11 protein-coding genes are annotated in these 14,029 nt (G+C 50.1%); 10 read left to right on the top strand and 1 reads right to left on the bottom strand.

Going from position 1 to position 14,029, the window contains the following annotated elements:
* Positions 1–99 precede the first annotated feature (99 nt).
* Positions 100–999 carry a YitT family protein gene (locus NST83_RS22670; RefSeq protein WP_137060521.1) on the top strand — a complete coding sequence of 300 codons (900 nt, stop codon included), beginning with the start codon at positions 100–102 and terminating at the stop codon, positions 997–999.
* Between the two features lie 94 nt (positions 1,000–1,093).
* Here the strand turns inward: NST83_RS22670 and NST83_RS22665 are convergent, their stop codons facing one another.
* Positions 1,094–2,014: an SMP-30/gluconolactonase/LRE family protein gene (locus NST83_RS22665; protein WP_342415739.1), complete on the bottom strand. Its 921-nt coding sequence runs from the start codon at positions 2,012–2,014 to the stop codon at positions 1,094–1,096.
* A 302-nt stretch (positions 2,015–2,316) separates the two neighbouring features.
* Between NST83_RS22665 and argC the strand changes: the two genes are divergently transcribed.
* From argC to NST83_RS22620, 9 genes are all read left to right on the top strand, one after another.
* Positions 2,317–3,366, top strand: a complete 1,050-nt coding sequence (gene argC / locus NST83_RS22660) for an N-acetyl-gamma-glutamyl-phosphate reductase (protein ID WP_342415738.1) — start codon at positions 2,317–2,319, stop codon at positions 3,364–3,366.
* A gap of 106 nt (positions 3,367–3,472) precedes the next feature.
* A complete protein-coding gene (gene argJ / locus NST83_RS22655) occupies positions 3,473–4,699 on the top strand; it encodes a bifunctional glutamate N-acetyltransferase/amino-acid acetyltransferase ArgJ (RefSeq protein ID WP_342418026.1) in 1,227 nt (408 codons plus the stop codon).
* An 80-nt stretch (positions 4,700–4,779) separates the two neighbouring features.
* Positions 4,780–5,619: an acetylglutamate kinase gene (gene argB / locus NST83_RS22650; protein WP_342415737.1), complete on the top strand. Its 840-nt coding sequence runs from the start codon at positions 4,780–4,782 to the stop codon at positions 5,617–5,619.
* 56 nt (positions 5,620–5,675) lie between these two features.
* Complete coding sequence (locus NST83_RS22645; RefSeq protein ID WP_342415736.1) at positions 5,676–6,944, top strand: acetylornithine transaminase; 1,269 nt, start codon at positions 5,676–5,678, stop codon at positions 6,942–6,944.
* 43 nt (positions 6,945–6,987) lie between these two features.
* Positions 6,988–7,944 (top strand): ornithine carbamoyltransferase, encoded by a 957-nt coding sequence (argF, locus tag NST83_RS22640; RefSeq protein WP_342415735.1) that lies wholly within the window; start codon positions 6,988–6,990, stop codon positions 7,942–7,944.
* 113 nt (positions 7,945–8,057) lie between these two features.
* Positions 8,058–9,293 carry an argininosuccinate synthase gene (locus tag NST83_RS22635; RefSeq protein ID WP_044646925.1) on the top strand — a complete coding sequence of 412 codons (1,236 nt, stop codon included), beginning with the start codon at positions 8,058–8,060 and terminating at the stop codon, positions 9,291–9,293.
* A gap of 89 nt (positions 9,294–9,382) precedes the next feature.
* The gene (gene argH / locus NST83_RS22630; RefSeq protein WP_342415734.1) at positions 9,383–10,795 is read left to right on the top strand and encodes an argininosuccinate lyase; all 1,413 of its coding nucleotides are present in this window, start codon (positions 9,383–9,385) and stop codon (positions 10,793–10,795) included.
* 524 nt (positions 10,796–11,319) lie between these two features.
* Positions 11,320–11,571: a hypothetical protein gene (locus tag NST83_RS22625; protein ID WP_137060513.1), complete on the top strand. Its 252-nt coding sequence runs from the start codon at positions 11,320–11,322 to the stop codon at positions 11,569–11,571.
* A complete protein-coding gene (locus NST83_RS22620) occupies positions 11,564–14,026 on the top strand; it encodes a glycosyltransferase family 2 protein (protein ID WP_342415733.1) in 2,463 nt (820 codons plus the stop codon). The genes NST83_RS22625 and NST83_RS22620 overlap by 8 nt, the downstream gene beginning before the upstream one ends.
* Positions 14,027–14,029 lie beyond the last annotated feature (3 nt).

Raw genomic sequence — 14,029 nt, 5'->3', positions numbered from 1 at the left:
TAGCCTGTATGTCTTCCTACAGTCCCGTAGGCCAAGTGCCTGTGGACTGTAGGAATTTTTGTGTACACGGTATTTTTAAATTAAAGGAGAATACGAAAGATGTCCCAAATGAATCTCCCCGCTGCTAGGCGAAGACGCCGTAAGCCTCTAATTGCCGCCAGTGGCCCCGCTCGCAATGTGATGGATGTTCTACTCATTGTGCTCGGCTCCTTCATTACGGCGCTGACCTTCAATATGTTCCTGCTTCCGAACCGAATTGCATCCGGCGGTGTGTCGGGTTTATCTATTTTGGGCGAGGATCTGTTTGGTCTGGAACCAGCTTATACGCAGTGGGGAATGAATATTCCGTTATTTATAGCTGGGGTGCTGCTGTTAGGAAAGAAATACGGTTTGCGCTCCCTGCTGGGAAGTATCATGTTACCTTTATTCGTTTATCTAACTAAGGATTGGGCAGTTCCGACAACGAATCCGTTGCTGGCTTCCCTGTATGGTGGAATCGGAGTAGGGTTGGGATTGGGCACTGTATTCCGGGGCAGAGGCTCGACGGGTGGGCTGGCTATTTTGGCGCAGATCATTCAAAAATATACCGGCCTCAGCCTATCACTCTGCGTCATGCTCATGGATGGTACAGTCATCACACTGGCTGGCTTTGCTCTATCGCCAGAACGGGCGCTGTATGCACTGATTGGTTTGTTTGTAACCGGCAAGGTCATTGATGCCGTGGAAATGGGGTTAAGCTACTCCAAAGTGGCCTATATCATATCCAATCAAAAGGAAAAGATCACACAGGCTATTTTACAGGACCTGGATCGGGGATTGACGGAGCTGGCAGGACGAGGAGGTTATACGAACGAAGAACGTCCTGTGCTAATGGTTGTGGTAGGCCAAAATGAGGTGACCCGTCTCAAAACGCTTGTTCGCTTGGTAGATCCGGATGCTTTTGTGATCATTAGTAACACGCGTGAGGTATTGGGTGAAGGCTTTAAGAAGGAAGGCTGAAACAAGGTGACCTGCCGAAAGGCTTGTTCTTAACTGAATCAATGCAGGAGGAGCCCACTGATGTAGTAGGCTCCTTTCTTTTTAGCATAGCTCATTAGATCCTTTTTGGTAATCGTTCAAGCCAATTTGCCGTTCGTCCTTGATTAAAATACGAGGTTGGCATTCCTTTTACCCCTGTTTTGGCCATAAATAAACCGCCTGCTAGTGGTTGATCAATACCATCGTCTTCTTGAGCAGTCGTTATATATAACTCATCCAGATGTTCACCGCCAAAAGCGCACGAAGTCACACGATTGACTGGGAGTGACACCTCAGCAATCACTTTTCCATGGGCAGGATGGATACGGGAAACACGTTTCCCTCCCCAGCGAGCAATCCACAACATACCCTCTGCATCGATTGTCATGCCATCTGGATACCCTTCACTTTCATCCAATCTAGCCACCAGTTGCTTATTCTTAATAGTGCCTTGTGCCACATCATAATCGAAGGAAACGATTTCCAATGTCGGAGTATCAATATAATACATTGTACGATGATCTGCGCTCCAAGCTAATCCATTAGATATAGAAGCTTCTTCAACCAGTAAGGAGACATTGCCTTTGGTGCTCAGACTATACAATGCTCCTTGTGCGAGTTCACCATTTAGGCTCATTGTTCCTGCCAAAAAACGTCCTGAAGGATCGCATTTACCATCATTAAATCGATTACCTAATCTACCTTTTTCGGGATCATGGATTAATACCTTGGCCCCTGTCTCAATATCCAAACAATGTAGACCGCTAATTAGTGCTACGATTACTTTGTTTTTGAGATAAGGTACAACTGCACTAATAGGTTCACCAACGTCTATTGTACGATTTGTGCATGTAGAAGGATCGTAGATATGCAATTGAAAGCCTTCAATATCGACCCAAAATAAACGTTGGAACTGTTGATCCCAGCTAGGGCCCTCGCCTAACTTTGCTTTAGCATCTATTACGATATTCGATGTATATGTTTCGATGTGTAACACCCCTAACGTTTAAGTTTATTTTTGAAATTATGATCCAACTGTGAATCCCAATCATACGCTTCAAAAGAGATAATTTAAAAGGTATTCTCCCCCTTTCTTTATGCAAAACGGCAGACTGTATCCAATAGGCTCTATTTTTTTTAATTTCCTTTATTATAGCCTGTACAGCTTGTCCGTCAAAAGAATAGGCAAGAGCTTATATTTCAAATTTGGGTGAATAACTTTACATGAGTATGTTGTATTTATATGAATAGAGTCGTATAATAATACATATTTCATAGGAACGGAATGGAGGAAGGTCTGTGAGCAGCAAGCTAAAAGTGGCAATTGTCGGTTCCACCGGGTATGGCGGGGTGGAGCTCATTCGTTTTTTAGTTCATCATCCGCAGGTAGAGATCGTATCTGTTATTTCTTCGTCCAGCGCGGGTGTCCCGATCAGTGACGGGTTTCCGCATCTGACGGACATTGTGGTTCAGGATTTGGACGGTGTCGATGTTCAAGAGATGGCTGCCAAGGCTGATCTGGTTTTCACAGCTACGCCTTCTGGTGTGAGTACCAAGCTGGTGCCGCAGCTTCTGGATGCCGGATTGAAGGTCATTGACCTCTCCGGGGATTTCAGACTGCGAAGCGGGGAAACGTACGAAGCATGGTATAAAAAGCCTGCGGCTTCATCCGAATATCTCAAGCAAGCCGTATACGGACTCAGCGAGGTGTATGCAGAAACGCTTGCCGGCGTCTCTTTTATTTCTAATCCGGGTTGCTACCCAACGGCAACATTGCTGGGGATTGTCCCTGCGTTGAAGGCAGATTGGATCGACCATCGGACACTGATTGTAGATGCCAAATCCGGGGTATCCGGCTCCGGCCGGGGAACAAGTCTCGGTTCGCATTATGCGGAGATGAACGAGAATTTTAAAGCCTACAAGATTAACAAGCACCAGCATATCCCTGAGATCGAACAGGTATTGGGCGATATTGCGGGTGAGGACGTTACGATTACGTTTACGACACAACTGGTTCCGATGACCCGAGGAATTATGAGTACGATCTATGTCACGTTGAAGGGTGATTACACAGATCAGGATCTCATCGGGCTATACCGGGATTATTATAAAGACCATCCTTTTGTCCGTGTGCGTGGTGAAGGTGTATGGCCGGCAACGAAGGAAGTATTTGGCTCCAATTACTGCGATATCGGTTTTGCAACAGATGCACGGACCGGGCGCCTTACGATTATTTCGGTCATTGATAACGTCGTGAAGGGTGCTGCTGGACAGGCGATTCAGAACTTAAACTTAATGATGGGATGGGAGGAGAACCTCGGACTGGGCTTCATACCGGTATATCCGTAAGCAGCAAGCAGACGCAACATGGAAGCGGGAAACGTAAGCGGGCGGGAATAGATTCGTAAATAGAACCGTTACTTATAGAAAGCGTTGCGGACGAGGGCACACAATGATGAGCAAATCAGGGTTTACAGTAGTAAACGGGGGGAATATCGTAACCCCACGCGGCTTTACAGCCGGAGGGTTGCACTGCGGGCTTAAAAATACGGACCGCAACGATATCGGCGCGATTCGCTGCGAGGTAGAGGCGACGGCTGCTGCGGTATACACCACCAATGTATTTCAGGCTGCACCGCTCAAAGTGACTCGCGAGAGCCTCGTGGATGGTCGGCTGCAAGCGGTCGTGGTGAACAGTGGGAACGCCAATGCCTGCACCGGACAGCAAGGAGAGCAGGACGCCTACGCTATGCGCTCGGCTGCTGCTCGTGAGCTGGGTGTTGCGGAGAGTAATGTAGCCGTTGCATCGACGGGCGTGATTGGTGAGCATTTGAAAATGGACCGTGTGCTTGGCGGCATATCCGCATTACCTGGCCGTGTGAACGGGGAAAGCGATGGAGCGGAGCAATTTACCCAAGCCATTCTGACGACGGACCTGGTTAAGAAGGAAGCGTGTGTGGCGGTTGAAGTGGATGGTGTGACCGTACACATCGCCGGGGCGGCGAAGGGCTCGGGCATGATTCATCCGAACATGGCCACAATGCTGGCTTTTATGACCTGTGATGCTGCGATTGGGCAGACTGCACTTCATCAGCTATTGAAGCAGGCAACGGATACCAGCTTTAATATGATTACAGTAGATGGCGATACGAGCACGAACGATATGCTGATCGCGATGGCAAGCGGGCTGGCAGGTAACCGTGAGCTGCATGCAGGACATCCTGATTGGGATGCTTTTGCCGAAGCATTCACCTATATCTGCCGTGAGCTGGCGAAGGCAATTGCCCGCGATGGGGAAGGCGCTACGAAGCTGGTAGAGGTGTCCGTGAGTGGTGCGGTAAGCGATGCATCCGCTCAAGCGATCGCGAAGACGGTGATCGGGTCCAGTCTGGTGAAGTCGGCAGTTTTTGGTGCTGATGCGAACTGGGGCCGGATTATTGCCGCTGTTGGGCGGGCCGGAGAGCCGGTCAACCCGGATACGGTAGACATCCGCCTGGGTGATATTGTTGTGCTGAGCGCGTCCAGTCCGGTCGCTTTTGATGAAGATGAGGCGCTCTCCTACCTACGGGGAGATACGGTGCGGATTATTGTGGATTTGCATCACGGGAACGGAACCGCCACAGCATGGGGCTGTGACCTAACCTACGATTACGTGCGGATTAACGCTGCATATCGGACATAGATAACGAAATAAGTACGGATGTAATACTGATATTATTGTAAAATGGCACGGACGGTGCAGAGTAGAAAAGGGGAGATTATATGCAATCGGCAGTGGAAAACGCGGATCAAGCCAATCATGCGGGATTGGCGCGTCGTAATTTTGTAATGAAATGCGGAGGAAGTACGCTGGCTGCGCTGCCTGATTCCTTCTTTGACGATCTGGTCCGTTTGCAATCGGAAGGTCTGCAACCTGTTATTGTACATGGCGGCGGCCCTGCGATCTCCGACAATTTGGCGAAGCTGGGCATCGAAACGGCATTCGTCAACGGGTTGCGCAAGACGACCGAGCCTGTGCTGGATGTCGTGGAAATGGTGCTGGCGGGCAGCATTAACAAGCAGATTGTACGCAGGATCGGAATGCACGGAGGTCAAGCACTGGGTTTGTCGGGCAGTGATGGTTTTTTAATCGAAGCAAGGCCTGTGTCGAATGCAGCAGAGGTCGGCTGGGTCGGAGAAGTAACGTCTGTTCAAGCTTCGATTATTACAGGTGTGCTGGATATGAACTATATGCCCGTTATTGCGCCCATCGGGATTGATAGATCCGGTCAGCGCTACAATATTAACGCAGATACAGCGGCGGGTGCGGTGGCATCCCATATGGGTGTTAGTCGGATGATCGTCGTTACGGATGTACCGGGAATATTGAAGAAGATCGGTGGAGAAAAGAAGGTGCTGGACTCCATCACCGTACAGGAGATTGAGGATATGATCAGCACGGGTGAAATATACGGCGGCATGATCCCTAAGGTGAGAGCGGCTATTGCCTGCATCCATGGCATGGTGAAGGAGGTTGTCATTGTGAACGGCAGTGAACCGCAGGTATTAAGCCGTGTGCTGGGCGGGGAAGCCATTGGAACGCGCATCGTGCGCATGCAGTAATTGCAAACATACAACGAAATCTATATAACCTAACGAACAAAAGGAGCGTGAACATAGTGAGTAAGGAGTCGAATACGCTGGTGAGCGTTGAAACGCCAGGTACGAACGAAGCCGTTGCCGGAGCACAAACCGAAAAGGCCTCCGCAGCTGTGCAGACAGAAAGCCCTCTTTTTCCAACCTACGCAAGATACCCGCTTTCACTAGTCAAAGGCCAAGGTAGCTGGCTGTGGGATGATCAGGGCAAGCGTTATTTGGATTTCATGTCAGGCATTGCGGTTACCAATCTTGGGCATGCGCCACAGGCTGTAGCTGAACGCTTGAAACAGCAGATTGATGAACTATGGCATGTATCCAATCTGTTTCATATTCCGGGGCAGGAACGGGCCGCCGCTCTACTGACTGCTAATAGCAGCGCAGATGCCGTGTTCTTCTGCAACAGCGGAGCGGAAGCGAATGAAGCTGCGATCAAGCTGGCGCGTCGTTATCACCAGAAGGTGAAGCAGACCGGGCGCTACGAGATTGTTACGTTCACGCAATCCTTCCACGGACGGACGCTGGCAACCTTGACCGCTACGGGTCAGGATAAAGTAAAAGAAGGCTTTTTGCCGCTACCAGCCGGGTTCAAAAGCGTTCCTCTCCACGATCAGGCTGCGCTCGAAGCGGCGATTAGCGAGAATACGGCTGCAATCATGCTGGAAATGGTGCAGGCAGAAGGCGGAATGTATCCGGTAGAACCTGCTTTTGTAGACGTGATTACAAAGCTTTGCAACGAGCATGGATTGCTTTTGATCATTGATGAGGTACAGACGGGCATGGGACGTACAGGCAAGCTGTTTTCCTTTGAGCATTACGGCATAGAGCCGGATATCTTTACGTTGGCGAAGGGCTTGGGCAGTGGGTTTTCCGTTGGTGCGATGCTGGGCAAAGGATATTTGCGTGAAGCGTTCACGGCGGGCAGTCACGGCTCTACCTTTGGAGGCACACCGCTTGCTATGGCAGCGGTTCAGGCGACCATTGAAACGATTATTGACGAAAAACTTCCAGAGCGTGCGGCTGAGCTGGGCGAGTATTTGTTCCAAAGTCTGCAAAAGCAGCTTGGAGAGATTCCTTTTATAAAGGATATCCGTGGAAAAGGTCTGATGGTCGGTATCGAGTGTACTGAGCCTGTTGCGGAGCTTGTTTTGGCAGGACAAAAGAAGGGCATTCTGTTCATTACCGCAGGGCCCAACGTGATTCGCCTGTTGCCTAACCTGTATGTAACGAAGGACGAAATAGATCAGGCTGTAGCTCTTATTACCGAAGTGATTCTAGAGCATATTGCTTAGCGTGGCTAAACCACTTGATTAGAGTGTAAAAGGAGATGATAGCATGAGCCAAGGCGGCGCATTGCAGCAAATTAATCTGAAAGGGCGGGACTTCCTTGAGTTGGACGACTATTCAACTGAAGAAATTCAATATTTAATTGATCTCGCCATCGAAATCAAGCGCAAGCACAAAAATGGAGAAACCTATCAGCCGCTGAAGGGGAAAACGATCGGACTGATTTTCGAAAAATCCTCTACGCGTACGCGGGTATCCTTTGAAGTCGGCATGTTTCAATTGGGTGGGCATGCCCTTTTTCTCAGTAAAAACGACATTCAACTGGGACGTGGCGAGCCTATTAGCGATATGGCACAGGTAATGTCTCGCTATCTGGATGGCATTATGATCCGCACCTTCGGCCACGATAATGTGGTAGAGCTGGCGCGTTATGCATCTGTTCCTGTGATCAACGGCTTGAGTGATTTGGCGCATCCGTGTCAGGTGCTGGCTGACTATCAGACCTTGTATGAGCAAAAGGGCAAGCTTAAAGGGCTTAAATTGGCCTACATCGGGGACGGCAACAATATGGCGCATTCCCTGTTGATTGGTGGGGCGAAGCTCGGCGTGCATGTATCGATAGCAAGTCCTGCTGGATATGAGCCTGATCCGAGTGTTGTGGCAGCTTCCCGTGAGATTGCCAAACAAACCGGCAGTGAGATTGTGATTACCCAAAGTCCGCAAGAAGCAGTAAAGGATGCAGATGCGATCTACACGGATGTATGGGCGAGCATGGGCTTTGAGGAAGAGCAGAAGGAACGGGAGCTTGCTTTTGCCGACTTCCAGGTGAATGAGGAGCTGGTTAAGCTGGCGAAGTCGGACTATCTGTTCCTGCACTGTCTACCTGCACATCGTGGCGAAGAAGTGAGCGCAGGTGTAATCGACGGACCGAATTCAGTGATTTTTGATGAGGCTGAGAACCGTCTGCATGCACAAAAAGCATTGATGGTTGCTTTGATGGGATAAAGAGGTTATGTTTTATGGTTAGAAAGATTGCATTTGTAGAAGATGATCTGTAGATTTAGATGCAGATGTGAATGAAAGATAGTGGCTAGAAGCATTCAGGGAGGACTTCAATCATGGCAAAAGAAAAAATCGTACTCGCATATTCCGGCGGTCTGGATACGTCGGTCATTTTGAAATGGCTTAAAGAAACCTATGACGCTGAAATTATAGCGTTTACCGCAGATATCGGACAGAAGGAAGAACTGGACGGTTTGGAGGAAAAAGCGCTCGCAACTGGAGCCTCCAAAGTGTATATTGATGATCTGCGTGATGAATTCGCCAAGGATTTTATTTATCCGATGTTTCAGGCGGGTGCTTTGTATGAAGGACAATATTTGCTAGGAACGAGTATTGCACGTCCATTGATCGCCAAACGGATGGTGGATATTGCGATTGCAGAGGGTGCAACAGCTATCGCTCACGGCGCGACAGGCAAAGGCAACGATCAGGTGCGCTTCGAGCTGAACGCGGCGGCGTTGACGCCGGATATCAAGGTGATCGCACCTTGGCGGCTGGAAGAGTTCCGCAATCAGTTCCCGGGCCGGGCAGAAATGATTGCCTATGCGGAGAAACACGATATTCCGGTAACCGCTTCTGCGGCCAAGCCATACTCCATGGACCGTAATCTGTTGCATATCAGCTATGAAAGCGGTGTGCTGGAGGACCCTTGGTTTGATCCAAGCGCTCCTGAAAATAAAGAAATGTTCTTGCTCAGCAATGCGCCTGAGGATGCTCCTGATGAAGCAGAATATTTGGAGCTGGAGTTTGAAGCAGGAAACTGTGTCGCTTTGAACGGAGAGCAGCTAAACCCGTTGCAGGTTATGGAAAAGCTGAATGAGCTGGGCGGCAAGCACGGCATCGGACGTGTGGACATGGTGGAAAACCGTTTTGTCGGTATGAAGAGCCGTGGAGTGTATGAGACGCCGGGCGGTACGATCCTGTTCACGGCTCATCGCAAAATGGAGTCCATCACGATGGATCGCGAGGTCATGAATCTGCGCGACAGTCTGATTACCCGTTATGCTACACTGGTCTACAACGGTTTCTGGTTCGCGCCGGAGCGTGTGGCTTTGCAGGCACTGGTTCATGAGAGCCAAAAGAATGTCAGTGGTACCGTGCGCGTGAAGCTGTACAAAGGCAATATTATTGGCGCGGGTGTCAAAAGTCCGGTCAGCTTGTATAACCCGGATATTGCGACAATGGAAGCCGATCCTACACAAGCCTACGATCAAGGGGATGCAACAGGCTTTATCCGCTTGAATGCCCTGCGCTTGAAGGTCAATGCAGGAGTAGCCAAAAATAATAAATAAATGAGTTAACCTAAAAATGTACGGGATGCGGGCCGCCCTTGTCCAAGCGACGAGGGCGGTTCGTATTGCAGAGAGGGGATCTTGCAAAAATGAGTAAGCTATGGGGCGGACGTTTTACGAAGCAGACCAACAAGCTGGTAGAGGAATACACGGCTTCCATCGGGTTTGATCAAGCGTTGGCGGAAGAAGATATTCAGGGTAGTTTGGCTCATGTAGCCATGCTGGGCAAATGCGGGATTATCCCGCAGGCCGATGCGGATACGATCAAGGAAGGACTACACACGGTATTGGAGCGTATCCGCCGTGGGGAGATTGAATTTTCGGTTTCGGACGAGGATATTCATATGAATATCGAAAAAAATCTGATCGAAGCGATTGGTCCGGTTGGCGGGAAGCTGCACACCGGACGCAGCCGTAATGATCAGGTGGCAACGGATATGCACTTGTATTTGCGCGGACGTGTGGTGGCGCTGGTCGGTATGCTGCATGATGTGCAAGCCGCACTAATCGGGCAGGCGAAGGATAATCTGGATACGATTGTACCCGGATATACGCATTTGCAGCGTGCGCAGCCTATTTTGTTCGCGCATCATTTGCTGGCTTATGTGTCTATGCTGGAGCGCGATATTGACCGACTCAAAGACAGCTATAAGCGCATTAATGTATTGCCGCTCGGTGCGGGTGCTTTGGCAGGGACGACCTTCCCGATAGACCGTCATTTTGTAGCCGAGCAACTGGGTTTTGATGGCGTGTATGAAAATAGTCTGGACGCCGTTAGCGACCGGGACTTTATCGTAGAGTTTCTGGCTGGTGCTTCGTTGATCATGACGCATTTGTCGCGCCTAAGCGAAGAGCTGGTGCTGTGGAGCAGCACGGAATTTGGCTTCGTGGAGCTGGATGATGCTTTTTGCACAGGCAGCAGCATTATGCCGCAGAAGAAAAACCCGGACGTACCGGAGCTGGTACGCGGTAAAACCGGACGCGTCTATGGCAATCTCGTTGGACTGCTGACCGTCTTGAAATCCTTGCCGCTGGCGTACAACAAGGATATGCAGGAGGATAAGGAAGGGATGTTCGATACTGTTGCTACGCTGGAAGGGGCTTTGCAGTTGTTCGCGCCAATGATCGCAACGATGAAGGTGAACAAGGATCGCATGCGTCAAGCGGTCAATCAGGACTTCTCCAATGCGACAGATATTGCAGATTTCCTCGTCGGCAAGGGACTTCCTTTCCGTCAGGCGCATGAGGTCATCGGCAAAACGGTGCTGTATTGCATCCAGCATGGCAAGTATCTGCTTGATCTGACACTGGAGGAATTCCAGCAGTTTTCCGACTTGTTCGACGACCGTATCTATGAGGTGCTTCAACCGCAAACGGTGGTTAACGCCCGTAATGTATACGGTGGAACTGCAACCGGACAGGTACAGGCAGCCATCGGACGCAGTGAACAGCTACTCAGCAGCACGTCTACATGGTTTGAAGGGCACAAACGGAGTAATTAATCGGCTAAAGGAATCCTTGCACAGCAGCGGGACGTTGTGTAGAATTTGATAGTTTAGCACATATAGCAGGATATCAAGATAGCAAGGGCACCGTGCGCGGTGCTTTTTGTGCTTTTTAAAGTATTAGGAGGGGATTTGGCTTAAATGGCGATCTGAGAATAATAGATTGAGTGAAATTTCCTAGACAGGTGCAACCACGAGAACTATAAAATGATTCTATATACCTATGTATGCATTAGTGTGAAAGTTTCTAGAATTTACATTATTGTATACCTACTCCTACTACGAGTATGGTAGAATAGCACTAAGTTTTTAATTTCATTACCAATTTATCAGGACAGAACTGATATTAAATGAATAAATGTCAGGTTTTGACGGGTCACTCTTGATCAGAAAACTTGCATCAATGTGTAAACGAAGGGTTTAAATGAGAATAAGAGAATGTCCTGCTTTTCAGGAAGACGTAAGACCTTGGATGAAGGGAAAGGGCAAGAGGCAGAGTTGTTACGGTTCAGGGAGGTATTATGAGAAGCAAAAGAACGGCGCGGCAGTTAAGGAGCGCATGGATCGGTTATCACGCTTCTGACGCCGATCAGTTGGTGTCTTCGTTGCACGAGGAGCGGATACAGGCAGAGAAGTTGCTGCGCGAGGAACGAGAGCTTTTCCACGCGGCGCTGGAACGGAAGAAGCAACGGGATGCGAAGTTGAAGCAGTTGCTTGCGGATGCGCTCGCAGAAGAGCGGCGTTGGATTGAAAGGGCGGGAATCCATGGGTGACAGGCTGAGGTGGCAGATTGGGGGAGTTTCAATTCCCCAAACCAAGAGAAGAATAAAAGAAGAGCGTCAGCAGATCGCTCGACTGGAGCAGCAATTAGAGTCCCAGCGGACGGAGCAGGCCCCGGTGCTGTACAAGCTGGATTTTCATATTGAGGAACTGGAGCGGCGGCTTCAGGATACGGAACTGCGTATCCAGGCATTACAGAGCGCAGCGGATACGGCATCAGCGGTGGAGCAATTGCTGGATAAAAGTGTGCAGGATGGACAAGCCCAGGAGGCGCAGGTCCAATATGCTAGCGGCCAACAGGAACAGGCTGCGGCAGGAGCCGTCTTGGGAGTAGTCTCCGGCGCTCCTGGTTCAGCAGGCGGAGAGGCCGCCACGGGAATACAGCACGGACGGAACGGAAAGGCCCGCCTTGGAGATCAATTGGTGGACAACGGCATAATTACCCGCGATCAACTTACCGACGCCATCCGAAACCAAAAACGTTACGGTGGCAGGCTGGGCGACATTTTGGTAGAGATGGGCTTCATTACCGGAGAGCAGTTGCAGGAGCAGGTGGACGGTGATGAATCCAAAGAGCGACTAGGCGACATGCTGGTACGTTCCGGCTATATTTTACCAGAGCAACTGGAGCGAGCGCTGGAATTCCAGGCGAAGAGCGGCGGGCTGCTCGGCGATATTTTGCTGTCATTGCAAATGCTGGAGCCTGCGGATTTGTACCGCGCGATTGCTACACAGAACCGGATCGGCCGTATTGGCGAAGAGCTGGCGCTGGATGCAGCCTACAAGCTGCCGGAGCAGGTGGCGATGGCTTACGGTGTGGTTGTCATTCATGAATATATGAATCGCTATATTGTGGCGGTCAGTGATCCGTTGCCGGAAGAGCGGCGCTTGAAGCTGGAGGACATTCTCGGCATGCCGGTGGAGCAGGTGCTGGCGACCAAGGAAGAGATGGAGCAGCTCTGGGGTAAAATCTACGGTGAGGAAATGATGCAGGAGAGCACGACCGGATTGTTGGAAAAAGAGCCGCACAATTCGGCGCGTACGACCTTTACGAAGGGACAACTATGGGTGTTCGCGGCGATGGGCGTGATTACGCTGCTCGGTCTTTTCTGGAACAGCTGGAATACGGTGCTGATCATTAATATGCTGATTCAGCTGTTTTATTTTGCCATGACGCTCTTCAAATTCGGTATTATTTATCTCGGTTCCCGGCGTGGGGCGCAGCTTCGCTTCTCAAAGGAAGAGGTCGACGCCATGGATGAGAAAAAGCTGCCGATCTATACGATTCTCGTACCGATGTACAAGGAGGCGGGCGTGCTTCCGATGCTGTTGCGGAATTTGGAGCAGCTTGATTATCCAAAATCCAAGCTGGATGTGCGGCTGCTGATTGAAGAGGACGATATTGAGACCATTGAGCTGCTTCGTGAAATGAAGCTGCCCGCCTATTATACGACACTGGTCGTCCCTGACGGCTTGCCCAAAACCAAGCCGAAGGCGTGTAACTACGGACTTATTCGGGCGCGCGGCGAATTTGTGGTTATTTATGATGCCGAGGATCGTCCCGACTCCGACCAGCTAAAAAAGGTCATTGCGGCGTTCGACTCGCTCCCTGAGCATTATGCGTGTATTCAAGCGAAGCTCAACTATTTTAACAGTACGCAAAATTTGCTGACCCGCTGGTTCACGCAGGAATACAGTATGTGGTTCGAACTGTTGCTGCCGGGTATTATGCAGTTAGATACGCCTATTCCTTTGGGCGGAACATCCAATCATTTTCGGGTATCCGTACTCAAAGATATCAATGCGTGGGACCCCTACAATGTAACCGAGGATGCCGATCTGGGTATACGTCTGTATAAAGGCGGTTACAAAACCGCCATTGTCGATTCCCGTACATGGGAGGAAGCGAATAGTCGCGTAGGGAACTGGATTCGTCAGCGGTCACGCTGGATCAAGGGATACATGCAGACATGGCTGGTTCATATGCGCAATCCGGTAAAGCTGGTGCGTGAGGTGGGCTGGAAAGGCTTTTTCGGCTTTCAGGTGATGATTTTGGCGACACCGATGCTACCTTTGCTGAATCCGATCTTTTGGGGATTGCTGATTTTATGGTTTGGTTGGGAAATGGCCTTTATCCCCAAGCTGTTCCCGGGCTATGTGTATTACCTAGCCAGTGCGGAATTTTATATCGGTAACTTTCTGTTCGTATTCAGTAACGTGGCCGGAATGTATTGGGTCATCGGAGAGCTGGAAGAGCGTGGTGAACGTACATTTTCATATTCCATGGTCAAATACGGGCTTCTCTCTCCGCTGTATTGGGTACTTATGAGTATTGCTGCGGTGAAGGCGGCCTGGCAGCTCATTACCAAGCCGTTCTATTGGGAGAAGACGACGCATGGACTGACTGATATGCATGACTTGGATGAAGCCCCGGCACAGTCCTCCTGAATA

It is taken from the genome of Paenibacillus sp. FSL R10-2782 (assembly GCF_038592985.1).
Taxonomy (GTDB): Bacteria; Bacillota; Bacilli; order Paenibacillales; family Paenibacillaceae; genus Paenibacillus; species Paenibacillus terrae_C.
The sequence above is the reverse complement of the archived record's forward strand: the minus strand, read 5'-3'. Positions and strand labels throughout refer to the sequence as shown.